This is a genomic window from Marinoscillum pacificum, from assembly GCF_024714495.1.
Lineage (GTDB): Bacteria > Bacteroidota > Bacteroidia > Cytophagales > Cyclobacteriaceae > Marinoscillum > Marinoscillum pacificum.
Genome location: NZ_JAMZMJ010000017.1, coordinates 70,240 through 92,113 on the forward strand (window position 1 = coordinate 70,240; position 21,874 = coordinate 92,113).

Here is a 21,874-nt window from a genome sequence, read left to right on the forward strand (position 1 = left end):
TATTTTCTGAGCCAGCCTATAATTATTACAACAACATTCCACCTGACACTTCTATGCGTTGGCCATTGATCCAACGACCTGCCTCAGAGCATAAGAAGGCAACAACTCCACCGATATCCTCAGGTAAACCAGCTCGTCCTAGCGCAGTTACACTTGACACCATTTGGTTGGTCGCTTCATCATCACGAACTCTACCTCCTCCAAAATCAGTTTCTATCGCTCCTGGTGCTACAATATTTGCTGCAATCTGCCTTTCACCAAGTTCTTTCGCCAAATAACGCGTAAGCACTTCAACTCCGCCTTTCATCGATGCATAAGCTGATGAACCTGGCATTGAGAATCGTGCTAAACCTGATGAAATATTGATGATTCGACCACCATTATTCATTAATTCCAGACATTTCTGAGTGAGAAAATACACTCCTTTAAAGTGAACATTCATCAGTTGATCAAACTGCTCTTCTGTTGTTTGAGCGAAAGGCATGTAATGGCCAGTACCGGCATTATTGATTAGGAAATCAAACGTTGATTCCCCTGAAATGCTCTTCAACGCCTCTTTGAAAGAGTCAATAAAGGCATCAAAATCCGCTACTTTGCTAGTATCTAGTTGAAGTGCTATTGCTTTTTGACCTAGTGACTCTATTTCGGCAGTTACTTCATCTGCTTTCTCTTTGTTGGAGTGATAAGTAATTACAATATCGTTTCCTTGTTTGGCCAAGTTTAGCGCCATGTCTCTTCCAAGACCTCTACTACCACCTGTAACCAATGCGATTTTATTCTTCGTTTCCATAATTCTTCTCTTTAATTGAAAATTGATGGAACAAAGTTGATCAATACATTAGCCTACTTGTTTGCACAGATCAATCCAAGGATTGCGCAAATCAAATAATCAACTTAAGATCTGAAGGAAACAGGCGTAATGCTGACCTGTTTTTTGAAAAAATTGGAGAAATGTGCCACTTCTTCGAAACCCAGACTAAAGGCTATTTCGGAGACATTCCAGTCTGTTTGACGCAGCAAGATTTTGGCTTCCTGGACGATACGACTCGATATAATCTCGGAAGTTGTTTTACCGGTACTTTCCTTGATCACTTTATTTAAGTGATTTACATGAACTGCCAAGCGCTCTGCATATTCTTTAGGAGCTCTTAAATTCAATCGTTGTGAAGGAGATTCGATAGGAAACTGCCGCTCCAACAATTCTACAAAAAGAGAAACGATTCTACTTGCAGCATTTTGAGGGGAAGGGTTGCTCATGGCAGGCTGAAGTTTCTGACCATAATGAATCACCTCCATGACATAATTACGAATCAGATCGTATTTGAATTCATAGTCTGACGCAATCTCCGTTTTTATCTTCCTGAAAATCAATGCCAAATCCTCTGCTTGCTCATTGCTAATCTCAAACACTGGATAGCCTGACGTTTTAAAAACTGGAAGATCATCCAGCACCACTCCACTCTTGTTTTTAACCATAAAATCAGCTGTAAATACGCAGAAAGAACCATCCTGATCTTCATCTAGAGGAACGTAGTGATAGGGAACTTTTGGTGTAGCAAATAGCAGCGCATTGCCATTGATATCAATCACCTTGTCCGCGTATTCTGCGCGGTTTCTCCCTCTTATCAAACTGATTTTATAGTATGCCCTGCGATTGTAAGGCATTTCTTTTTTGCGCTTGTAATGCTGTATGGTCGGAGCAATATCAAAAATATTGAAATGTCTTACATCTTTTTGCATGCCTGGAGGAAGCAAACTTGCTATCTCCTGCCCGGTAAAAGCAGAAGCTTCTTGATAAAACTCTTCCAAAGATGTTGTTGAGATGCCAGTCATAATATTGCAAAATTCAAATATACTCTTCTTAAACGCCCACATTGAAATAAGGATTTGAAAATCCGCAGTAGCATTCAGGTCTTATCCTCAATATCCATAATTTAGCAGCATGCAAAAAGTGATTGTCGCTTCCAAAAACCCAGTTAAAATCAACTGTACCAAAGAAGGTTTCGAAAAGATCTTTACCGAATCGACATTTGTCTTTGAAGGAGTTTCGGTGCCTTCGGATGTTTCGGATCAACCCATGACTGATGAGGAGACCTTGCAGGGAGCAATTAATCGAGCCAGAAATGCCCGACAACATTCTCCTGATGCTGACTTTTGGGTAGGAATTGAAGGAGGTATCGACGAACTAGAAGACGGAATGATCGCTTTTGCCTGGGTAGCAGTCCTATCCAATGATCAATTAGGAAAGTCCAGAACCAGTACCTTTTACCTACCTCCCAAGGTAGTCCAGTTAATCCACGAAGGCATTGAGTTGGGTTATGCCAATGATCAGGTGTTTGGTGAGAAAAATTCAAAGCATAAAGGAGGGGCAGTGGGCTCACTTACAGGTGGAGTACTCGGCCGAACGGAGTATTATGTACAGGCTGTAATATTAGCATTGGTTCCATTCCGCAATCCAGAGATTTACTAAAAAAGTGCCTTAATAAGCTGCAATCACTATTGACAGTCAAGTGACGGGTATTTGGCGGGTGCTTTTTTCAGCTATTTTTTCGCCAGAGCGTTAACCTTGCCATGTCCTTTTGACAAAACTTCTGTTACTTTAAATCACTATGATCGCACAACCTTCACTTGGTAAATTACTGGTAGAACTCAGAAAACAAAAAGGCTGGACCCAGGAAGAACTGGTAGAAGCTTGCCATGTGAGTGTCCGAACTATTCAGCGAATTGAATCTGGAGATGTGACACCAAGAGAGTCCACCGTGAGATTGCTGCTTGACGCTCTGGATTATAATTCTGAGGAATGGAAAGAGTTTGTACAAAAGGATGACTCTAATGTTTCACCTTACAAATTCCTTAACACTATGTTGGCACTTAATCTCCCAGAAAATCAACTTAAAAAGTCGTTTCACGATGCCTGGTTAGCCGGAATCATTTACTTATTGTTATTTGTCATTGATTCTGGTGTGGAAATTTTCGTAGAATTGAACGGTTCTATTTTTCCTGAAATACCTTATATCGCCATAAAAGTTGTCTCACTCGGTACATATTTCCTGTTTATGAGAGGAATGGTTTCTTTAGCAACACTGTTTGAAAATCGATTGCTCAGAGTCGCCGCATACCTCAGTTTGGCAATGACCACCTTATATTATGGCTCAGATCTTGTCGTGTTTTACATGGACCCATATTTTGATGGAATAGCAGGTGTGATAGGTGCTTTTGTCATTCTCACAAACGGAGCTACAGCCATATTTTACGGAGCAGGGTTACGAAGACTTCAAGATGGTATGGGCAAAGCAGCCAAATATGCAGGCATATTAGAGATTATACTGGGTGTGTGCATGCTGACGCTGGTATTTGCCCCTATATCCCTGGTTATTTTCCCAATAACCATGATTTTAGAAATACTGATTTTGTCAAAAGCGGATGATCTAAGTAAATCCGGACAATTATAAAATATCTCAAATCATGCGGCCTACCAGGTCGCATGATTTATGGTAATATCTTGCTCGGTTTCTACTCCGGCTTCTATTTCAATCAATAGACAATAACACTCATCAGGACAATTCGTCAAAGTACAAACTATTTCCTCACCATCTTTCACAAACAAACTATACTTCCCAGGCTGAAGGCTAAGTGAATACAGACCATTTTCAGTGGTCATGACACTATCTACCAATAATTGCTCCTTATATTCCTTGCTCGGCTGTGTGATATAAAAAGTACCAGCTATAGGTTTCGGTTTGCATGGCGTTTGTCCTGGTCCTGGCATACAATTTCCTTCCAAAAGGCCTAACATACCTGTGAGTGTTCCAAGTGAACTATCCTGCTTTTGATTTTTACAAGACATGATAACCACCATCAGTACTACGACCATGGTATAAATTGAAAGTATCTTGTTCTTCATGTACGAATATGTTTGAGTCAATAAAAGCTCCAGGTACGAATTTATGCTATAATCACTATCCAATATTTAAACCCGCCGAAACATTTGTATTTATATGTACGTACATTAATTTTGTCATAGGGGATCTCATAATTGATTTCCTGCTGGTTACGTCTGATAGATCAGAGATGAACAGAAAACAATTTTTAGGAACACTAATAGCAGGAGTTGCAGGTATGTCAACAATAAAATTGAAGTCTTTTGGAAACATGGCCAATGACCTACCCAACAGGGACTTTACCATGCCGGTGCTTTTCATGGGACATGGATCCCCGATGAATGGCATTGAAGACAATGAGTTTACAAAAGGTTGGGAACGTATAGCCAAGGAGATTCCTACGCCAGCTGCTGTCTTATGTATTTCGGCGCACTGGCTCACACGAGGCACTCATGTGACAGCCATGAACAACCCGAAGACTATTCATGATTTTGGTGGCTTTCCACAAGAGTTGTTTGCTGTTCAATACCCTGCTCCAGGTGATCCAACGCTTGCTGCAGAAACAACTAACTTGATTCAGTCAACGCAAGTAGGATTAGATCATGAGTGGGGACTAGATCATGGTTGTTGGACAGTGGTCAGAAAAATGTACCCAGATGCCAATATTCCTGTAATCCAACTAAGCATAGATTATAACAAACCTCCTCAATACCATTACGAGATTGCCAAAGAGCTAGCTGCTTTACGCAAAAAAGGAGTATTGATCATGGGAAGTGGCAATATGGTCCATAATCTTAGAATGGTAGATTGGGCACATATGAATACACCAGATTACGGATTTGATTGGGCTAAAACGATTAACGAAAAGTTCAAGACTCATATCAATAGCAAGACCCATAAGGATTTGATCAACTATATGAATCTTGGCCCTGAAGCTAAGTTGGCCATCCCTACACCAGATCACTACTACCCTATGCTCTATTCTCTGGGCTTACAAAGTGATAAGGATGAAGTAGATATCTTCAATGATAAATATGTCGCAGGAAGTTTAACCATGACTTCTTTAAGAATAGGATAAATAAAAAGAAGGATAAAAGTCTGCAGACTTTTATCCTTCTTTTGTTTGAAGCAATTCTGTTTCGATCAACTCTTGCAATGCTTGCTTAGGCAAAGCGCCCATCTGCATTTTGGGTTGTCCTTCTTTAGGTATAAACAAAATGCTAGGAATACTTCTGATTCTGAAAGCACCCGCCAACTCCTGCTCCGCTTCTGTATCTAGTTTGTAGATGACGATATCATCTTTATACTCTTCTGACAACTCCTCAAAAATTGGAGCCACCATCTGGCATGGTCCACACCAGTCTGCATAGAAGTCAATAACAGCGGGTTTGTCACCTTTATAGTTCCACTCCTGGTCTTTTGTATAGTCAAACACTTTATCCAAAAAGAGTTCTTTAGTCAATTTTACTGTAGCCATAACGTCAAAATATTTACTCTATATTACGATAGTGAGCATGTTTAATCTGTAACATTTGTAGCAGAACAGATAATTCCATTTGCTAGAGATCTCTCCAAAATCCATTATATTCCTTTACTTTTTATCACTCTAACTTTAACTAAAATGGAAAAAATAAAAGCTCCTGGGTATTTCATGGCAGTAGCCATCATATTACTCATTTGGGATCTCATAGGAGTAGCTGCCTTTGGTATGGATCTCATGATTACGGAAGAAATGATTGCTGCTCTACCTCCAGAACAACAGGAAATGTATTTAAATAATCCTGTTTGGTTAAAAGCCGTTTACGGAATTGCCACAATTGGTGCTGCCATTGGGTGTATCGGGCTATTGATGAAAAAAGCCTGGTCAAAAATGCTATTCATCATTTCATTAATAGCAGTAATTATACAGTTTAGTTATTCGATATTCGGAATGAACTCTTTAGAAATAATGGGTTATTCCGCTTTGATCATGCCTGTTATAGTAATTGTAATCGGAGTTTATCAAATCATTTTGTCAAACAAAGGCCAGAAAGAAGGCTGGCTGGTATAAAAAATTAGGAGCCACTTCCTGGAAGCGGCTCCCTTATTAAACCTAATTCTGGCGCACAAACACCATGAATTCAAACTAATACGCAGATTAGTATTCTTAAAGTGGCCACCTGTCAAAAAACTCCTCGCCATCTCGGAAGTCATCAACCTCGAGCTCAGTAAGCAGGCACTTTGTTAAATCTTCGCTTATTTTTTCCTTATCCATTTCCTGTCCAATGAACACCAGTTCATTCATTCGGTCTCCCCAATTCAGATCCCATCTAGATTGAATAATTTCTTGATTTTCCATGTAAGCCGGATTCATAGCACGTTCTTTAAATGGCACACTAGTCCACCACCGGCCATAAACTTCTGCTCTGAGCGAGCCTCCAGCCTGACTCCAAAGAAGCGCCTTATCAGGACGCGAAGCCAACCAAAATATCCCTTTGCTTCGAACTATCGTAGTTGGAAAGACTTCTCCGATGTATGCCATGAATCGCTCAGGATGAAAAGGACGAGGATCCCTGAAAACAAAGGAGCTAATCCCATATTCTTCTGTTTCCGGACTGTGTTCTATTCCTTTTTGTGCCAACTCCAGTTCCTTCTGCCATCCGGTAGACTGCTCCGCTTCATCATAGTCAAAGAGCTGCGTGTTAAGGATTTCCTTAGGGTCAATTTTTCCATAGCTTGTTCGGATAATTCGAGCACCAGGGTTCAGCTTATGCAATGTTTTTTCTAGCAATCCGAGTTGCTGGGGTTCCACAAGATCGGTTTTGTTCAAAACAATGATATTGGCAAACTCAACCTGGTCTGTTAGCAGATTCACAATAGATCGCTGATCTTCTGCATCATCGGTCATTTCCCGATCTACAATAGTATCCGAAGTACCAAAATCTTTGAAGAAATTGAAAGCATCTACCACCGTCACCATCGTATCCAGTCTACTGTATTTGGTCAAATCATATAATTCATCACCTGTGGCAAAGGAAAATGTTTGAGCTACAGGAATGGGCTCTGAGATACCAGTACTTTCAATAAGCAAATAATCAAATTTGCCCATTTTAGCCAATTTCTCTACCTCAATAATTAGATCTTCTCTCAGGGTACAACAGATGCATCCATTGCTCATTTCCACCAACTTCTCATCAGTTCTCGACAACTTGGAACCATTCGCAATAAGCTTTTCATCAATATTGACCTCACTCATGTCATTGACTATCACCGCCACCTTTAATCCTTCCCGATTGTTGAGCACATGATTGAGTAGTGTTGTTTTACCAGCTCCTAAAAACCCGCTTAACACAGTAACCGGCAGTTTTTTATTTCTTTTAAGCAAATTCATCTTTTTTAGTCCATAGGTTAAAGTGATAATTCGGATTCGTCGCTGTATTGGTCCAATAGGCGTTGCGAACGAACATTCAGAGCAATAATTCGCTGGTTTATTTCACGTTGAATTTCCAATATCATCTGTGGAGTAAGCTCCATTGACACTTCATGATGATGGTCATGATCATGCCCTTCATGTTCATTGCCTGGCACCTCCACCAATTCGTTTTCCCAATCACTCAATTGCTCATTTAGGATAATTACTGAGTCTAATAATTGTGGTCGTATAAGACTATCCGCTTCCGTCTGAGCATACTCCTCAATAGCTTGTATTTTTTGCGCCACATGTTCACCAATTTTCACGGATAGGTTATGAACTTGTGCTGCTTCTTTGAGCAAATCATCTGACGAATGTGAACAAGCCACAATAATCAATGCTAGAAGGATTAACGATCTTCCCATATCAATCGATTTGCGTCTACAATAATGAAAACCATATGGTCAAAATCATTCTTATTTAACCGAAGGATCCCTTCAATCGTGATGACTTCATCTGGTTTGAAACGTCGAGGTGGAATATCAAACTGCACCTCAACAACTGATTCAAGTCCTGCTCCACCACAGAAAAAGCATGAAGAATAGGGAAACTTCGACAGAATAATGGACTTTGGATCTTTTAGGTCTAAAGGCAAAAAGTGTCCTTTTAGCTTAATTTTCTTTCCATCAAGAGCTTGTAGTTTAGATCCAAAAGTTGGAATATCCACATAGGTCTCTAACTGGTCACTGTATTGGGTTTTGAATTTAACATCCTCCAGTAAGGCCCAACCATCCAATGCATTGGATATCCATATGAAAGCCAATAACAATTTCATGAATGTCGATTTTTCAATTTCAGGTTTTCGAAATGAGCATAAGCCATTAGTAACCCTCCAGCTACGGACAGAGTAATTTTAGACCATACTTCTGCAGTTACTTCAGAGTTTATCACCAGCAGAATTCCGGATATAAATAAAACCAGCATATAGAATTGCCTATACCTAATTGCAGTTGGAATCAATGAAATCCCACCAACCAACACAGTGGCAGCCAAGATGAACACCTCAACTACTGGACTTTCTATGAATGAAAAAACACCCAGCGTACTGGAATAAATAAAAATCAAAGGCATAACCGTGCAATGAACCGCACAAGCACTTGATACACACAAACCAACTTTATCGAGATCTATTAACTTCATAAACGCAACTATATTGCAAGTATAGAATCTCAATTGTTTTTATGCAACTTTATTGCATTAAAATAAATATATTTCCAATTAGAAGGTGATATCTATTGTATCTTTCCTACATAGGGTAAACACGCACTATGAAAACACCGAACAGGTCCGCATTGATCCAAGGCTTATATCTGGAGAGTTTTCCAGATGTCGCCAAATACATTGCTAGTAAAGGAGGTACGCTGGATGAAGCAAAAGAAATATTTCAGGAAGGGATTGTTCGATATTATGAACACATCGTTGTAAAACAAAATCCCCTCAAAAGCGGAGATAAGGCCTATTTATTCGGAATTTGCAGAAACCTGTGGCATAGTCATTTCCAGCAAACCATAAAAGAAACAGCCCTTGATGGTTCTGATTTTTCCGAAGAACCCTCATTCACCGAGTCTGAGCAGCTTGTCACCTACCTGAAATCAGTTGGGCAGAAATGCATGAACCTACTTCAATCGTTTTATTATGAGAAGTTATCAATGACACAATTGGCCACTCGCTTTGGTTACCGGTCAGAACGATCGGCTACTGTTCAGAAGTACAAATGTCTGGAAAAGGTACGAAATGAAGTAAAATCCAAATCATTGACTTATGAGGACTTCATTGCATAACCTGGAGATCATTGAAGAGGCCTTCCTCAATAACTCCAAAGAACATCAGGTATTAATTGAAGCTAAATCCCTATTGGAACCCAAACTCCAAAAGGACATTTTGCTTCAATTGGTCACTTATGAAGCCGTAAAAACATACGGAAGAGAACTCTTCAAAAGAGAAATATCGGAGGTCGAAAACGAGCTATTCTCACAGTCGCGGTTTTCGGCATTCAGACAAAAAATCCTTTCATACTTTAAGTCTTAACAACCATGTCAATTCACTCAAGTGTTATCCCAATGGTCATCGACCAGAATGGGCGGAATGAACGCGCCTATGATATTTACAGCTTGCTACTGAAAGAACGAATTGTTTTCCTCGGTACGCCTATCAATATGGAGGTGGCCAATCTGATTGTCGCCCAGTTATTATTCCTGAATAGTCAGGATCCAAAACGCCAGATCGATCTGTATATTCAAAGCCCAGGTGGTGAAGTATATGCCGGATTGGCTATCTATGATGCCATGCAAATGATTTCCGCTCCAGTTTCAACCGTTGCGGTAGGATTTACAGGCAGTATGGGTACGGCACTTCTAACTTGTGGTGCCAAAGGCAAACGCTATGCGCTTCCCCAAGCAACAATCCATATGCATCCAACAGGAGGCGGAGCAAAAGGGTATACCGAAGATGTGGTAATTGCCACTTCAGAGCAGCAGCGCCTACAAACCCAGCTTTTTCACATTATGGGCAAAAACACAGGTCACAGTTGGAAAGAAATAGAAGAATTCTTCCTCCGAGATCGATTCCTTAATTCTCTGGAAGCCAAAGAATATGGTCTCGTGGATGAGGTACTGGGTGACACTTCTAGCCTGATTAGTTTTAAGAAAACAGAACCAGAAATAGCCTTTCAATGACGGTCAGTCGATTAGTTCTCTGAACTTTCGAACAGTTTCTTCATCTGCCACTTTGGTGATGTATTCGGAGTTTGGTATGGCACCCATAGCTATGTGATCATTTTGAAAGGTCATTTGGCTATGGACTATTTTTCGTCCACTTCCATGAATCTCAGGAGCATTGGTGTATTGAACAAAAGACTGAATGTTGTCCAATCTGACCCCACCTCCACAAAGAATAGCAATCCTTCCATCAGCCTGTTGCATCATTTGTTTGATGATTTCCTGACCACTGATTACATCTGGATGAAGACCTGAAGTCAACACTCGATCACAGCCTATTTCAATAAGATCTTCCAACGCCTGTTGACCATCTTTGACCATATCAAATGCTCGATGAAAAGTCACCTGCATAGGTCTTGACAGTTCAATAAGCTCTTGTGTCCTCGTCTTATCTATGGTGCCATCAGGATTCAACAATCCAAAAACTACTCCATCAGCACCAAGATCCTTAGTCATTTCGATATCTGACTTCATGATTTGAAACTCCTCTGGGGAATACAGAAAGTCACCTCCTCTTGGTCGGATCATGACCATTAGTCCTATGGAGATCTGAGAGCGTACCGCTTTGATCATACCATAACTTGGAGTAGTACCACCTTCTACTAAATTATCACAAAGCTCCACTCGATCTGCCCCACCAGCTTGAGCTGCCAGAGCTGAAGCTACCGAGTCTATACATATTTCAAGAAGTCGACCTGCCATTTGTCAATATTAATGAAAAGCTAATTGATGAAGTCAAGCCATTATTTGAAATCAATTTGCTTTTTCAAAATATGCTGTCTATCATTGAATAACTAAATTTTTAGTTAGACATAATGAAAAGACTTATCAACCTCTTGCTGACCATCCTAATTGGTCTATTTTACGCATGCTCACCAGACCAAAAGGAAACTCCAAAAACCTACCTATCAGGCAAGTATTTCCCTGCAAATGACTCAGTAACAATCTACCTGAGATTAAGCTCAGAAGAAATTGACTATGGTTATCCCATTTATTTGGATTCCACAATGACCAATGACAGTGGTGAGTTTTCAATGAATTTGGCGATTTCAAAACCAATGGAAATTAGCCTTTCAAGTGCTTATGAAAGTCGAATCATATTTATAGAACCTGGAGACAGTATCTACTTAGAATCAGATAATGACTACAGAAGTCCGCTGATTGGCGCCTCGGGAAAGGGCTCAGAAAAGCTATTGTTACTCGATCGAATTGACACTTTGCTCGGCCTACTCCAGATGAGAGAATATGACAGTGTAAATGTGCATGATCAGTACCTGAAACGAATCCAGGAATATAAAGAGATAGTCAAAACTGCTAAAAGCAGCTACACTCCTGCATTCAATCAATACTTAGAAACTTCTTTGCTGCAGGATCATGAGTACTTCGTGACCAACTTTCATCGATACATGCAAATGTTTGATGTCCATTTACCTTTTGACACAGCACTGAGTGATCGGTTAAAAGCGGAAATGTTGAATCTTTCAAAAACTGAAATAGGGCATGCCGATTTCAAGAGAAGTATTTACAACTCCGTTTTAAGAAAAGCCCATCATGATACTTTGAGTACGCAGGAGCAATTGAAAATATTTCACGATGAAGTGGTTAAGCTTGGACTTTCAGACTCTACAACCAATCATTATCTGGCACGCGGCTATCTGCGCTATCTAAGCAAAGGTGAAGTTGCTGCCATTGAGCCTTATTTATTTGATTATCAAAAAACATACCCGGACTCAAGATATACGGCAACCCTTAACGAGGAATATAATGCTTGGAAAACCATTGCTAAAGGTGAGTTTGCTCCCAACTTTACTGCCACTTATGCAGACAGCACATCATTTCAACTTTCAGACTTTCTAGGCAAGGTTATTTATATAGATGTCTGGGCTACCTGGTGTAAACCTTGTCTGGAGGAGGTAGAGCCCGCTGAAAAAATCCATCAGCATTTCCAGGACGAAGATGAATTGGTCTTTGTCAATGTCTCCGTAGATGGAAGAAGAAAAATATGGGAAGACTATTTGCTGGAACACCCAGTGGAAGATGTAATCAACGTAAACGATCCTGGAAATTTCAAATCACAAATAGCCAAATCTTATAAAATTGATGGAATTCCCAGATATATCATAATCGATAAGGAAGGAAAAATCTTTTCAATAGATGCACAGCGCCCTTCTAGTGGTGATAAACTTATTGATCAACTGAATGACGCTCTGGCCTTGAAAGTTGGCAAACTATAATCCTCACTCACAATATACCGTTTTATTGAATGTTCTTTTAATATGAAATCACTCAACCTATTAACTATCGCCTTAGCTGCAGTTGCTTGTACTCCATCCAAGCCAGAAATCCCTACTACTTACATCAGTGGAAAATATATTGATCAGGAAGAAGTTCAATCAATCTATGTGCGAGATTATGCCAACGAGTTAGGTTATTTACACCCAATTCATCTGGATACTATTGAGACGAATGCAGATGGAACCTTTAGCTGGTCCTTCAAATTGACCGGACCAAAAGAAATCGCACTTCATGGCGATTCTGAATTTAGAGTAATCTACCTAGAACCGGGTGATAGCATCTTCTATGAATCTGATGCAGATTATTACTCACCAGCAACCAACCTGTCGGGAAAAGGAAGTGATAAAATAGCTGTGCTTGAAGAATTAAAAACGCTACTTCAGTTAAGACCAATTGCTGGAAAAGATAGTGCGGAAATAATGCCGGAATATGACCGACAAGTAGCCAGGTACGAGCAAATCATCGATAGCAGTAAAACGGTACTGTCCGCTGATTTTCACCAGTACTTACAATCTACGCTTCTTCAAAACAAGCGATATATTTTGTCAATCATTCCATGGTATGTAGAAGGGAGTAAAAAAATCAAACTCGAGATTGATTCCACTGTATTGGCTAAAACCAAGTCGGATCTGTTGGCCTTTGCACACAATGAACCCTCCAATTTTAGATTTACCGAAGACCTTTTTTATGGCCTATCCACCTCATCTAGAATAGACAGTCTTACTCCAGAAGAGAATCTTGCACGATATGAAGAAAAGGTATTCAGCATGAATTTCTCGCCAGTTTATACTCAACAGTTATTGGGAATGAAATATTTGGCACAAATGGAAGATGGAAAGGCGGAAATAATCACGAGCAAACTAAAGAAACTGGCTCAAAATTATCCAGGGAATGCCTTTCAGAAAACATTAGAGAAACAGAACAATGAATGGTTAGCCATTTCGGCAGGAGCTATGGCGCCCAATTTCACAGCCAATTATGTTGACAGCACCCAATTTGAATTTGCAGAATTGGTAGGCAAAGTGGTTTACATCGATATTTGGGCAACCTGGTGTGGTCCATGCATTCGCGAAATTCCTGATTCTAAAGAAATCAAAGATCAGTTTGCCGACAATGAAGACATAGTTTTCCTCAATGTGTCTATTGACTCCCAGGTAGATCGATGGAAATCGTTTTTAGAAGAACATCCTGAAATGACAGGTATCAATGTGAATGATCCTAGAGACACCGAGGCTGAAGTTTGCGAGGATTATAAAGTGAATGGCATTCCAAGGTATGTTCTGATTGGAAGAGATGGCAAAATAATCGATACCGACGCTTACCGTCCATCTCAAAAAGACGAATTGATTAATCAACTAAATGAAGCACTCGGTATTTCGATAGCGAAAATGTAATGCTACCTTTACTAAATGGCAGTAAAATCAGTGGACGAATTCTTTGCTACAACCAAGCACTATGTACAAGAACTAAAACATCTTAGATCTTTGGTGGATCAGACGGAGTTGGTAGAATCCATCAAGTGGGGAATGCCTGTCTATACCATCAATGGGAAGAACGTCGTAGGTTTAGGTGCACACAAGAGTTATTTCGGACTCTGGTTTTATAACGGATCGTTTTTATCGGATCCTAATAAGGTGCTAATCAATGCCCAGGAAGGAAAAACAAAAGGCATGCGTCAGCTACGATTTCAATCGGCAGAAGAAATTGATGATAGCATAGTGATGCAACTGCTGTTGGAAGCCATCGAAAATCAAAAACAAGGTAAGGAGATCAAACCTGAGAAGAAGAAACTGGAAATTCCTGATGAGCTTAAAGAAGCCCTTTCCAATAGCTCAGAATTATCGGAAGCGTTCGACTCGCTGACTCCAGGTAAGCAAAAAGAATATGCAGAATACATCTCTGAGGCCAAACGTGAAGAAACCCGACTAAAGCGTCTTGAGAAAATCACTCCTATGATTCTTAGTGGAGTCGGTTTGAATGATCGGTATAAATAAACCCACCACTGTGTCCCCTCCTTGGAGGGGTTAGGGCTGGGTTTTAAAAATCAATCACTATTCCCAAAGTAGGCAGTACACTGCTGTTACTTACTTCTTGTATGCGGACCAAAGTTCTCGGTTCGATAATTTCACCATTATCATTTCTAGCTAAACCATAAGGCGGCTCAGAAGGCAAATTACTTGCCAGCACATTCTGAACATCCAGGAACACATCCAATGTCCATTTATTAAAGTTGAACTTCTTATCTATACGAACATCAGCCTGGAAAAATGGATCTAATGTTACCTGACCTAGGCGAGAGTAGTCCTTGACAATGGCTGGATAGTTTTCTAGTGTCGCTTGTTGATCAACTGGTGCATACGGAGTTTTTCCTAAATATCTGGTACGAAGACCAAGCTCCCAATTGTTGCCAAACTTGTAGTCACCAGTGAAAGTGATCAACTGACCATTATCCCAAGTGCTTGGCAAGTACTCATTTTCATCAAAACCAGTATACTCACTTCTATAAAGAGTTACAGCGAGAATTCCATAAAGCCTCCCGGTAAACTTCTGCTGTAGCAAAAACTCTACTCCATAAGTTCGTCCCAGCCCCACACTAGTGATAGGCTCATTACCCAATACTTCAAAACCTCCTCCGAGATTAGCCAGGGAAACACTGTCCATCAAAGACACCGGATAATTGTTGTACTTTTTATAAAATCCCTCCACAGATATCCTCGCAGACTTGGTCAGCAAGTACTCTAAACCTAGTACGGCATGATCTGACTGTATGTACTCCGCTCGGCTATTGGCAAAGGAGCCTAACGAATCCGTGAAACCAAGTATGGTATAAGGCGGCAGTTTATAGTATCGACCAATAGAAGCATTCAAGCTCCACTTTTGTGCTTCGTCCAATTTGTAGCTACCAGAAACTCGTGGACTGATAGTTTTCCACAGCTCATTGCCAGAATCTGTGAAGGTATTGCCATCGGCTCTAAGTCCAGCAGACATGCTCAACCGTCCATTCAGAAAGTCTCTGGATGCCTGACCATTCACACCGTATTTCACCATGGAATATCCGATATCGAACTGGAAATCATTGACAACATCTGTGGTCACATTGGAATAATCAGCTAATTGCACGGTACCGCCAGCGTTGAATGTCCAGTCTCCAACAAAGCGCGTATAATTATGGCGCAGTTTCGTTTCCCATTCACGGCTATCATTGCTAAAGTACAATCCCGTTTGATCCACGTTATTTTCATACCGCTCAAATCGGTTTTGCAAAATGTTAGTACTTAAAGTAGTCTGAGTAAAGCCTCCAAAGTCTTTGAACCGATGTTTCCAACTCACTCCCGAAGTAAACGTGCGCTGCTGAATGATCGGAATCTGATCCAATGTAGCTTGTTGCTCCGGATCAAAGTCATCGGGTGCATTAATAGTCAAGTCATCAATTGAGCCAACTCCAGTTACTATCAGCTCATCGTATTTCGAAAACTTGTGAGAGATCTTGTACTGATAATCCCAATAATCAGGCAGAAATGGCAAATCAATCAACTGAAATAACAACTGCAAATAGGAGCGACGAACCGAAGCAATGAATGTCGTATTAGCTGCCTCCTTTTCTCCTTTAAAAAGTGGACCCTCCATCGTGAGCGCCGATTCACTTCCACTAACCCGAATATTGGTTTTCAATTTCTGATCATTTCCATTTCGCTGATCAAACTGCAACACTCCAGAAAGCACGTTATCATATTGCGATTCAAATGCTGAAGTACTGAGTGTCACTCCTTCGAAGAACGACACATTCAATAGACCAACTGGTCCGCCAGCACTTCCCTGAGTAGCAAAGTGATTGATGTTTGGGATTTCAATTCCATCCAGGTAATAAACATTCTCATTAGGCGCTCCACCACGAATGATGACGTCATTACGAAAGCCACCTACAGATCCAGAAACTCCGGGCAGTGATTGCACCACTTTAGCAATGTCATTATTTCCTCCGGGATAAGTAGCCACCTCCTCTTGTGAAAGTTTTTGAATGGATAGTGGAGTTTCTATTGATTTTTCAAATGGATTGGCAACGACTGTAACTCCTTCTAATTCTTCGACTGTCTCGCTCAGCTGGAAATTCACATCCGGATTTCCCCCAGTTTTCACCACCACATTGTAAGTTGTTTTGGATTCATACCCGACATAAGAGGCAATGAGATTATAACTGCCCGGCTCCAGATTTTGAATGACATATTTTCCATTGATGTCCGTAGTGGCTCCTTGAGAAGTTCCTTCTATCAAGACAGTAACACCAATCAATGCCTCTTCAGATTTCGCATCGGTAATTGTTCCAGTAACCTTGCCCGTTTGTGCCGTGACACTAAAAATCAAAGCGATAAAAATTAAGCTTAAAACTCCTCGCATGTAGTTAGTTAAGTTGTACTCATGCCATCAACTTCAGAAATCGTATTTTTGATTTGAATAAAACGTTAAAACTTACTGAATATGCTAAATAAGTTACCTAACCAGCTATTTTGGCTTCTGATCGTATGCGCTTTTTCGTGCGAAGATCCTACTCCAACAATCACATTCACGCAACTCGACTCAAACACCAACAGGCTGATGCAAGCAATCAGTATAGTGGATGAAAACACTGCGTGGATTAGTGGTCATCATGCAACTTTCATACGCACCCTAAATGGCGGTATGAGCTGGAAGGCGTTTGGATATGACAAGATCGATTCACTGCAGTTTAGAGACATTCATGCTTTTGATGATCAAAATGCGGTGCTGATGAGTGCCGGTCCTGGTGTTATGTCAAGAATATTCTTAGTCAACATTGACTCTGGATTTACTGAAACCTATGTGATGCCTCACGAAGAAGGATTTCTTAATACCATCGAATTTTGGGATGATCAGAATGGACTTGCCTTTGGTGACAGTTTTGGTGGACAGCTTTTCGTTTTGAAAACCACAGATGGAGGGAAAAGCTGGAACCGAATTGATCCGTCACTACTTCCACCGGCAGGTGAAGGTGAAGGTGGATTTGCTGCCAGTGGAACCTGTGCATCCTTGCAACCTGATGGAAAAGCCTGGATCGGAACCGGTGCAGGAGGTAATGCCAGAGTTTTATACACTTCAGATTTTGGACAAAGCTGGAAAGAGTTCGCATCTCCTATTGTCAAAGGGCCTGCCGCGGGAATTGCTTCTATTCGCATGATGACTGACCAAATAGGACTAACCGCAGGAGGAGATTTAAGCATCACTGATAAGTATACAGACAACATTGCTCTAACGAATGATGGAGGTAAAACATGGACATTAACCAATCACCCTCAAACCACCGGAGCATTCTATGGAAGTGACTTAATCCAATGGGATAATGAAGAAATCATGATCCTTTCTGGACCTAAGGGCATTGATTACAGTCTGGATCAGGGACAGACCTTTACAACATTAGACACTTTGAACTATTGGGCTGTAGACTTACACCCTTCTGGATTTGGCTATGCATCTGGAACAGACGGTAAAGTGATCAAGATAACCCACTAGTTGTTTATTAAATAAGAATGTTTTATTATTGTTTTTCAATAATTATTAATTGAATTACAATGAGAAAACTTCAAATCACCTATTCACTGATCGCCATCGCTAAGTATTTGGTGGTGATCGGTGCTATTCTCTCTGTTGGGTTCTTTATTTTTTTGCCCAACAAGGAAAATGCATTCGTTGGCATCAATGACTTCCAACCCTTTCTTGGGGACATCTACTGGGAAATACGTGGTAAAGAACTTAAAGACAATCTTCATGCTAAACTCCCTCCATTGAACGAACCAATGGTCATTAATGTAAAGAGAGTAGGGATAGCTCTACCAATTACATTGACTCGTAAAGCAATATCCATAGTGATGGCCATTTTCTATTCTGGATATGTCTTTTTGCTTTTACATCTGACTCAGGCCATTGTTTTGCGAATCAAACTCGGTGATTTTTTTAATCGCTTAAACACAAAGCAACTCAAGCAAGTCGGTCTCCTGGTGACTTTTGCACCTTTTCTAGAATCCCTGATAAACAGTTCGTATATGTCCTGGATTGGATTCACATATCAGGCTGAAGGAATGAGATTACATAGTGCAAATCATCTTGGATCACCAGTAGTAATCCTTGGTTTGCTAATTACCGCTTTAGCTCTTGCCTTTGACCATGGAGCCAAAATGAAAGAAGAACAAGAACTCACTATATAACTGCCATTATGAAAACTCTACGTTACATTGAAAATTTCCTCACGCTTCTTCAGGTTGGAGCTCTTGCGTCAATGCTCCTGGGGTTGTATCTCACCTATCAAATGAAGGAGGGCTCACAACAAGACTTTTTCATTCCTCATTTAGAATTTAACAGTGGGAGAAATTTACTCCAGAGCGAGCTAACGAACTTTCTTAATTCAGAATCCCATATGGTATTTGAAGGGCCAGAATCAGCGGACCTACAAGTATCAAGAATAACCATCAATACAGAGGCAACCACAACATGGAGATGGGGTTTTGCAGGATTTTTTGGTTCTTTATTTCTCTCTTATTATGGGAATTTTCCAGATCTTCAAGCAAATCATTTCCTCCATATCAAACCGGCTACCCTTTTCAAAAGAGAATATTAAAAGAATCAAACTTCTTGGACTAGTTCTTTTAAGCATACCAGTCATCGAATGGGTCGCTGATAGCTTGATGCTCATGTACTATTCAGGCATATACTCCATGAAGTATATGTCTTTGGAAAACAGCAATAGCTTTGACTGGGCTATGTTTAATCTTTCGCTCTTGATCTATACCCTAGGATTTGCATTTGAACAGGGCCGAAAACTACAGGAAGAACAAGATCTAACTATTTAATCTGCCATGAAACTCACCTTTTCAAATACCTCCATATTCATGCTTCGAACCTTTCAGGTTACGATTTCTATTGGGCTACTATTCGGACTCTTTGTATTACTCTTTGTTGAAGACACATCTACTCAATTGACTTTTGGACCTTTGAACTTGGATCATGGCAATAACATTGCCCAAATGGCCAATATTTCCATTACACCACTAGATACAAATATGACTAGCCCTAAAATAGTGATAGATCACGCTCGAGTTAATTATTACGTTCATAGCTATGGTTACCGAGTGGTTGGAGCCATACTCTTTAGTATTGCAGCAGTCATAGGACTTTACGCACTTCAGCAATTGATACTGATGATCAAATCACTAGATAATGGTAATCCTTTCATTAGAGAGAATGTTTGGCGAATCTATATTCTAGCCACAGTAGTCTATCTTGTTCCAGTATTTAAACTTGCCTTTTATCTTTTCAATTATTCTTGGATCAAATCCAATTTTGTATTGGATGGACTTCAGCTTAACTGGAAAACTCCAGAATCCGGTCAATGGATTATTTTTGGGACTCTTTTAATAACCATTGGTAAGATATTCGAACAAGGAATAAAGTTGCGAGAAGAAAACGAACTGACTGTCTGATGCCTATAATCGTGAATTTGGATGTGATGATGGCCAAGCGTAAGATCCGCTCCAAGGAACTTGCCGAGCGCCTTGGGATTACAGAGGCAAACCTGTCTATCTTGAAAACTGGTAAAGCTAAAGCAGTTCGTTTTTCCACCTTAGAGGCACTCTGCAAAGAACTGGATTGCCAACCAGGGGATCTGTTGGCTTTCGAAAATGATTAACTAATAACTATGAATTCACACTATCCGACTTTTCTTAAAAGTATTGGACTCATTTTATTGTATGTTCTTTGTGGTGTGGTTGCTGTAGTGATTTCTAAAGGTATTCCAACTGAATATCAGAGACTAGTCGAAGAGATTATTGGTGGTGTCCTTTTTTTAACGGTTGCCCTACAATTAAAATACCACTTCATAGACTTCAGATTATATTTCACTAATACAAACGCATTCAATACGAAGAACCTTCCTATTATCATTGTTTTTGTCTCTGCCTATATTGTTGGGTTTGATCCAATTATTTCCCAACTACCATTACCGGAATCTTTTAAAGAAATTTTAGAATATGAAATTCAAAAAGACTGGATTACATATATCTCAGTAGCAGTTATAACACCTGTTCTAGAAGAACTTCTATTCCGGAAATTAATTCTAACAGGATTTGCTAAAAATTATGGACAAGTGAAGGGACTCATTCTATCTTCTCTACTTTTTGCAGCATTTCATATGAACCTCCCACAGGGAGTAAATGCTTTTTTTATCGGTTTGTTTATGGGATGGATATATTTAAAAACAGGGAACATTTGGTTTCCAATTTTTATTCATTGGCTAAACAACAGTATTGTAATGGTCGCTTTCATATACACAGATGATGTGTTTTCAATAACTTCAGACTATTTAGGTGAGTATCAATGGCTCATTTTAATGGTAATCTCTGGTGTGGTTATGTACCTTTGCGTCCGCATATTGCAACGACTATTCATTCCATTAGAGCCATGCAAAGAAGACCAAGAAGAAACAGAGCCTCAAGAGCACTTAGAGATCTAAGCCAGGAAAATCAAGTAACTGCCAATGACCTGATTTTTCCACTGTTCCTGTTGGAAGGTAAAAACCAAATTACTGAAGTTTCTTCTATGCCGGGTATTCACCGATTAAGCATTGAACCAATGCTGAAGGAAATCGAGGAATGCATGAATCTTGGAATTCAAGCCTTTGATATTTTCCCTGTAGTGGATGAGTCATACAAGGACAAAATGGCTACCAAAAGTCATGACACTTCTTTCTTCTATCATCAGGCACTGAAGCGTGTAAAAGAAGAGTTTCCAGAAGCGTTGGTCATCACAGACGTGGCGATGGATCCATACAGCTCTGATGGTCATGACGGGATTGTAGAAAATGGTCAGATCATCAACGATGCTACCCTGGAAGTACTTGCTCAAATGGCTGTTGCGCAAGCGGAAATGGGTATCGATATGGTTGGGCCTTCTGACATGATGGACGGACGCGTAGGCTATTTGAGAGATGCTTTGGATGAAGCTGGTTTCTCCAACGTGGGTATCATGTCATACACGGCGAAATATGCGAGCTCTTTCTACGGACCTTTCCGTGATGCATTGGATTCTGCACCAAAGTTCGGTGATAAGAAGACCTATCAAATGAACCCTGCCAATCGAAAGGAAGCTCTGATTGAAGCGGAGCTTGATTACATCGAAGGAGCAGATGTGCTGATGGTGAAGCCTGCTATGGTTTACCTTGATATCATTTCTGACTTGAAAGCCAACTACGATCTACCAATAGCAGCGTATAATGTTTCTGGAGAGTACTCCATGATCAAGGCAGCGGGCCAAAAAGGATGGCTGGATGCAGACCGAACTCGTGATGAAACGCTTCTTTCTATCAAAAGAGCAGGTGCAGACATGATCCTAACCTACTTTGCTAAGGAATTTATGCTGTCTCAACGAACGAAATAAGGCGTTCATCGATTCATCGAGAATCAACCGGCATTCAACTAATAGGAATTCCCTTCCTCCTTGATATTGTTCAATTTTGGGTTGTTAGTGAG

General features: G+C 40.3%; 28 protein-coding genes. 18 read left to right on the forward strand and 10 right to left on the reverse strand.

What is annotated here, in order from left to right; genetic code table 11:
* Nucleotides 1-25: 25 nt before the first annotated feature.
* Both NXS00_RS24350 and NXS00_RS24355 read right to left on the reverse strand, forming a co-directional pair.
* Entirely contained in the window at nt 26-790 is a 765-nt protein-coding gene (locus NXS00_RS24350; protein WP_258101900.1) for an SDR family NAD(P)-dependent oxidoreductase, read from the reverse strand.
* Between the two features lie 104 nt (nt 791-894).
* Nucleotides 895-1,833, reverse strand: a complete 939-nt coding sequence (locus NXS00_RS24355) for a helix-turn-helix domain-containing protein (protein ID WP_258101901.1) — start codon at nt 1,831-1,833, stop codon at nt 895-897.
* Between the two features lie 109 nt (nt 1,834-1,942).
* Here NXS00_RS24355 and yjjX point away from each other — a divergent pair, with 109 nt between their 5' ends.
* Entirely contained in the window at nt 1,943-2,470 is a 528-nt protein-coding gene (gene yjjX / locus NXS00_RS24360) for an inosine/xanthosine triphosphatase (RefSeq protein ID WP_258101902.1), read from the forward strand.
* A 139-nt stretch (nt 2,471-2,609) separates the two neighbouring features.
* A complete protein-coding gene (locus tag NXS00_RS24365; RefSeq protein ID WP_258101903.1) occupies nt 2,610-3,452 on the forward strand; it encodes a helix-turn-helix domain-containing protein in 843 nt (280 codons plus the stop codon).
* A 20-nt stretch (nt 3,453-3,472) separates the two neighbouring features.
* On the opposite strand, the gene NXS00_RS24370 is transcribed toward NXS00_RS24365, so the two are convergent.
* A complete protein-coding gene (locus tag NXS00_RS24370; protein ID WP_258101904.1) occupies nt 3,473-3,904 on the reverse strand; it encodes a hypothetical protein in 432 nt (143 codons plus the stop codon).
* 248 nt (nt 3,905-4,152) lie between these two features.
* On the opposite strand from NXS00_RS24370, the gene ygiD reads away from it, so the two are divergent.
* Nucleotides 4,153-4,959: a 4,5-DOPA-extradiol-dioxygenase gene (gene ygiD / locus NXS00_RS24375; RefSeq protein ID WP_506530939.1), complete on the forward strand. Its 807-nt coding sequence runs from the start codon at nt 4,153-4,155 to the stop codon at nt 4,957-4,959.
* Nucleotides 4,960-4,989: 30 nt separating this feature from the next.
* Here the strand turns inward: ygiD and trxA are convergent, their stop codons facing one another.
* Nucleotides 4,990-5,358 carry a thioredoxin gene (gene trxA, locus NXS00_RS24380; protein ID WP_258101906.1) on the reverse strand — a complete coding sequence of 123 codons (369 nt, stop codon included), beginning with the start codon at nt 5,356-5,358 and terminating at the stop codon, nt 4,990-4,992.
* A 144-nt stretch (nt 5,359-5,502) separates the two neighbouring features.
* On the opposite strand from trxA, the gene NXS00_RS24385 reads away from it, so the two are divergent.
* The gene (locus NXS00_RS24385; protein ID WP_258101907.1) at nt 5,503-5,931 is read left to right on the forward strand and encodes a hypothetical protein; all 429 of its coding nucleotides are present in this window, start codon (nt 5,503-5,505) and stop codon (nt 5,929-5,931) included.
* A gap of 96 nt (nt 5,932-6,027) precedes the next feature.
* On the opposite strand, the gene NXS00_RS24390 is transcribed toward NXS00_RS24385, so the two are convergent.
* From NXS00_RS24390 to NXS00_RS24405, 4 genes are read right to left on the reverse strand one after another with little or no spacing between them, the layout of a single operon-like run.
* Nucleotides 6,028-7,251, reverse strand: coding sequence for a GTP-binding protein (locus NXS00_RS24390; RefSeq protein WP_258101908.1), 1,224 nt, complete (start codon nt 7,249-7,251; stop codon nt 6,028-6,030).
* Nucleotides 7,252-7,268: 17 nt separating this feature from the next.
* Nucleotides 7,269-7,697, reverse strand: a complete 429-nt coding sequence (locus tag NXS00_RS24395) for a hypothetical protein (protein WP_258101909.1) — start codon at nt 7,695-7,697, stop codon at nt 7,269-7,271.
* Complete coding sequence (locus tag NXS00_RS24400) at nt 7,682-8,107, reverse strand: DUF3299 domain-containing protein (RefSeq protein ID WP_258101910.1); 426 nt, start codon at nt 8,105-8,107, stop codon at nt 7,682-7,684. Before NXS00_RS24400 ends, NXS00_RS24395 begins: the two co-directional genes overlap by 16 nt.
* Nucleotides 8,104-8,472, reverse strand: a complete 369-nt coding sequence (locus tag NXS00_RS24405; protein WP_258101911.1) for a MerC domain-containing protein — start codon at nt 8,470-8,472, stop codon at nt 8,104-8,106. Before NXS00_RS24405 ends, NXS00_RS24400 begins: the two co-directional genes overlap by 4 nt.
* A 128-nt stretch (nt 8,473-8,600) precedes the next feature.
* On the opposite strand from NXS00_RS24405, the gene NXS00_RS24410 reads away from it, so the two are divergent.
* From NXS00_RS24410 to NXS00_RS24420, 3 genes are read left to right on the forward strand one after another with little or no spacing between them, the layout of a single operon-like run.
* Nucleotides 8,601-9,113, forward strand: coding sequence for an RNA polymerase sigma factor (locus tag NXS00_RS24410; RefSeq protein WP_258101912.1), 513 nt, complete (start codon nt 8,601-8,603; stop codon nt 9,111-9,113).
* Complete coding sequence (locus NXS00_RS24415; protein WP_258101913.1) at nt 9,094-9,360, forward strand: hypothetical protein; 267 nt, start codon at nt 9,094-9,096, stop codon at nt 9,358-9,360. Before NXS00_RS24410 ends, NXS00_RS24415 begins: the two co-directional genes overlap by 20 nt.
* A gap of 5 nt (nt 9,361-9,365) precedes the next feature.
* Entirely contained in the window at nt 9,366-10,007 is a 642-nt protein-coding gene (locus tag NXS00_RS24420) for a ClpP family protease (RefSeq protein ID WP_258101914.1), read from the forward strand.
* A 3-nt stretch (nt 10,008-10,010) separates the two neighbouring features.
* Here the strand turns inward: NXS00_RS24420 and NXS00_RS24425 are convergent, their stop codons facing one another.
* Nucleotides 10,011-10,751: a copper homeostasis protein CutC gene (locus tag NXS00_RS24425; protein ID WP_258101915.1), complete on the reverse strand. Its 741-nt coding sequence runs from the start codon at nt 10,749-10,751 to the stop codon at nt 10,011-10,013.
* A gap of 113 nt (nt 10,752-10,864) precedes the next feature.
* On the opposite strand from NXS00_RS24425, the gene NXS00_RS24430 reads away from it, so the two are divergent.
* The 3 genes from NXS00_RS24430 to NXS00_RS24440 are packed head-to-tail and all read left to right on the forward strand — an operon-like array spanning nt 10,865 to nt 14,338.
* Complete coding sequence (locus NXS00_RS24430) at nt 10,865-12,283, forward strand: TlpA family protein disulfide reductase (RefSeq protein ID WP_258101916.1); 1,419 nt, start codon at nt 10,865-10,867, stop codon at nt 12,281-12,283.
* 42 nt (nt 12,284-12,325) lie between these two features.
* On the forward strand, nt 12,326-13,738 hold the full coding sequence (locus NXS00_RS24435; protein WP_258101917.1) for a TlpA family protein disulfide reductase: 1,413 nt from the start codon (nt 12,326-12,328) through the stop codon (nt 13,736-13,738).
* Between the two features lie 15 nt (nt 13,739-13,753).
* On the forward strand, nt 13,754-14,338 hold the full coding sequence (locus NXS00_RS24440) for a YdeI/OmpD-associated family protein (protein WP_258101918.1): 585 nt from the start codon (nt 13,754-13,756) through the stop codon (nt 14,336-14,338).
* 43 nt (nt 14,339-14,381) lie between these two features.
* On the opposite strand, the gene NXS00_RS24445 is transcribed toward NXS00_RS24440, so the two are convergent.
* Nucleotides 14,382-16,739, reverse strand: a complete 2,358-nt coding sequence (locus NXS00_RS24445; protein ID WP_258101919.1) for a TonB-dependent receptor — start codon at nt 16,737-16,739, stop codon at nt 14,382-14,384.
* Between the two features lie 81 nt (nt 16,740-16,820).
* On the opposite strand from NXS00_RS24445, the gene NXS00_RS24450 reads away from it, so the two are divergent.
* The 8 genes from NXS00_RS24450 to hemB are packed head-to-tail and all read left to right on the forward strand — an operon-like array spanning nt 16,821 to nt 21,782.
* Nucleotides 16,821-17,867 carry a WD40/YVTN/BNR-like repeat-containing protein gene (locus tag NXS00_RS24450; RefSeq protein ID WP_258101920.1) on the forward strand — a complete coding sequence of 349 codons (1,047 nt, stop codon included), beginning with the start codon at nt 16,821-16,823 and terminating at the stop codon, nt 17,865-17,867.
* A gap of 59 nt (nt 17,868-17,926) precedes the next feature.
* A complete protein-coding gene (locus NXS00_RS24455; RefSeq protein WP_258101921.1) occupies nt 17,927-18,559 on the forward strand; it encodes a DUF2975 domain-containing protein in 633 nt (210 codons plus the stop codon).
* Nucleotides 18,560-18,567: 8 nt separating this feature from the next.
* Nucleotides 18,568-18,969, forward strand: a complete 402-nt coding sequence (locus NXS00_RS24460) for a hypothetical protein (RefSeq protein ID WP_258101922.1) — start codon at nt 18,568-18,570, stop codon at nt 18,967-18,969.
* Complete coding sequence (locus NXS00_RS26970) at nt 18,893-19,201, forward strand: DUF2975 domain-containing protein (RefSeq protein WP_373418680.1); 309 nt, start codon at nt 18,893-18,895, stop codon at nt 19,199-19,201. Before NXS00_RS24460 ends, NXS00_RS26970 begins: the two co-directional genes overlap by 77 nt.
* Before the next feature lie 6 nt (nt 19,202-19,207).
* Nucleotides 19,208-19,831, forward strand: coding sequence for a DUF2975 domain-containing protein (locus tag NXS00_RS24465; protein WP_258101923.1), 624 nt, complete (start codon nt 19,208-19,210; stop codon nt 19,829-19,831).
* Nucleotides 19,831-20,037, forward strand: coding sequence for a helix-turn-helix domain-containing protein (locus tag NXS00_RS24470; RefSeq protein ID WP_258101924.1), 207 nt, complete (start codon nt 19,831-19,833; stop codon nt 20,035-20,037). The genes NXS00_RS24465 and NXS00_RS24470 overlap by 1 nt, the downstream gene beginning before the upstream one ends.
* A gap of 9 nt (nt 20,038-20,046) precedes the next feature.
* Nucleotides 20,047-20,859 (forward strand): CPBP family intramembrane glutamic endopeptidase, encoded by an 813-nt coding sequence (locus NXS00_RS24475; protein ID WP_258101925.1) that lies wholly within the window; start codon nt 20,047-20,049, stop codon nt 20,857-20,859.
* A complete protein-coding gene (gene hemB / locus NXS00_RS24480; protein WP_258101926.1) occupies nt 20,808-21,782 on the forward strand; it encodes a porphobilinogen synthase in 975 nt (324 codons plus the stop codon). Before NXS00_RS24475 ends, hemB begins: the two co-directional genes overlap by 52 nt.
* Nucleotides 21,783-21,874 lie beyond the last annotated feature (92 nt).

Excerpts from the sequence above, each read along its gene's own strand:
- NXS00_RS24450 (WP_258101920.1), top strand. The coding sequence starts at position 16,821 with ATGCTAAATAAGTTACCTAACCAGCTATTTTGGCTTCTGATCGTATGC.
- NXS00_RS24405 (WP_258101911.1), bottom strand. The coding sequence starts at position 8,472 with ATGAAGTTAATAGATCTCGATAAAGTTGGTTTGTGTGTATCAAGTGCT.
- NXS00_RS24440 (WP_258101918.1), top strand. The coding sequence starts at position 13,754 with ATGGCAGTAAAATCAGTGGACGAATTCTTTGCTACAACCAAGCACTAT.
- NXS00_RS24415 (WP_258101913.1), top strand. The coding sequence starts at position 9,094 with ATGAGGACTTCATTGCATAACCTGGAGATCATTGAAGAGGCCTTCCTC.
- NXS00_RS24400 (WP_258101910.1), bottom strand. The coding sequence starts at position 8,107 with ATGAAATTGTTATTGGCTTTCATATGGATATCCAATGCATTGGATGGT.
- trxA (WP_258101906.1), bottom strand. The coding sequence starts at position 5,358 with ATGGCTACAGTAAAATTGACTAAAGAACTCTTTTTGGATAAAGTGTTT.
- NXS00_RS24365 (WP_258101903.1), top strand. The coding sequence starts at position 2,610 with ATGATCGCACAACCTTCACTTGGTAAATTACTGGTAGAACTCAGAAAA.
- ygiD (WP_506530939.1), top strand. The coding sequence starts at position 4,153 with ATGGCCAATGACCTACCCAACAGGGACTTTACCATGCCGGTGCTTTTC.
- NXS00_RS24460 (WP_258101922.1), top strand. The coding sequence starts at position 18,568 with ATGAAAACTCTACGTTACATTGAAAATTTCCTCACGCTTCTTCAGGTT.
- NXS00_RS24355 (WP_258101901.1), bottom strand. The coding sequence starts at position 1,833 with ATGACTGGCATCTCAACAACATCTTTGGAAGAGTTTTATCAAGAAGCT.
- NXS00_RS24425 (WP_258101915.1), bottom strand. The coding sequence starts at position 10,751 with ATGGCAGGTCGACTTCTTGAAATATGTATAGACTCGGTAGCTTCAGCT.
- hemB (WP_258101926.1), top strand. The coding sequence starts at position 20,808 with ATGCAAAGAAGACCAAGAAGAAACAGAGCCTCAAGAGCACTTAGAGAT.
- NXS00_RS24475 (WP_258101925.1), top strand. The coding sequence starts at position 20,047 with ATGAATTCACACTATCCGACTTTTCTTAAAAGTATTGGACTCATTTTA.
- NXS00_RS24465 (WP_258101923.1), top strand. The coding sequence starts at position 19,208 with ATGAAACTCACCTTTTCAAATACCTCCATATTCATGCTTCGAACCTTT.
- NXS00_RS24455 (WP_258101921.1), top strand. The coding sequence starts at position 17,927 with ATGAGAAAACTTCAAATCACCTATTCACTGATCGCCATCGCTAAGTAT.
- NXS00_RS24395 (WP_258101909.1), bottom strand. The coding sequence starts at position 7,697 with ATGGGAAGATCGTTAATCCTTCTAGCATTGATTATTGTGGCTTGTTCA.
- NXS00_RS24410 (WP_258101912.1), top strand. The coding sequence starts at position 8,601 with ATGAAAACACCGAACAGGTCCGCATTGATCCAAGGCTTATATCTGGAG.
- yjjX (WP_258101902.1), top strand. The coding sequence starts at position 1,943 with ATGCAAAAAGTGATTGTCGCTTCCAAAAACCCAGTTAAAATCAACTGT.
- NXS00_RS24435 (WP_258101917.1), top strand. The coding sequence starts at position 12,326 with ATGAAATCACTCAACCTATTAACTATCGCCTTAGCTGCAGTTGCTTGT.
- NXS00_RS24370 (WP_258101904.1), bottom strand. The coding sequence starts at position 3,904 with ATGAAGAACAAGATACTTTCAATTTATACCATGGTCGTAGTACTGATG.
- NXS00_RS24385 (WP_258101907.1), top strand. The coding sequence starts at position 5,503 with ATGGAAAAAATAAAAGCTCCTGGGTATTTCATGGCAGTAGCCATCATA.
- NXS00_RS24390 (WP_258101908.1), bottom strand. The coding sequence starts at position 7,251 with ATGAATTTGCTTAAAAGAAATAAAAAACTGCCGGTTACTGTGTTAAGC.
- NXS00_RS24470 (WP_258101924.1), top strand. The coding sequence starts at position 19,831 with ATGCCTATAATCGTGAATTTGGATGTGATGATGGCCAAGCGTAAGATC.
- NXS00_RS24420 (WP_258101914.1), top strand. The coding sequence starts at position 9,366 with ATGTCAATTCACTCAAGTGTTATCCCAATGGTCATCGACCAGAATGGG.
- NXS00_RS24445 (WP_258101919.1), bottom strand. The coding sequence starts at position 16,739 with ATGCGAGGAGTTTTAAGCTTAATTTTTATCGCTTTGATTTTTAGTGTC.
- NXS00_RS24350 (WP_258101900.1), bottom strand. The coding sequence starts at position 790 with ATGGAAACGAAGAATAAAATCGCATTGGTTACAGGTGGTAGTAGAGGT.
- NXS00_RS24430 (WP_258101916.1), top strand. The coding sequence starts at position 10,865 with ATGAAAAGACTTATCAACCTCTTGCTGACCATCCTAATTGGTCTATTT.
- NXS00_RS26970 (WP_373418680.1), top strand. The coding sequence starts at position 18,893 with ATGGGAATTTTCCAGATCTTCAAGCAAATCATTTCCTCCATATCAAAC.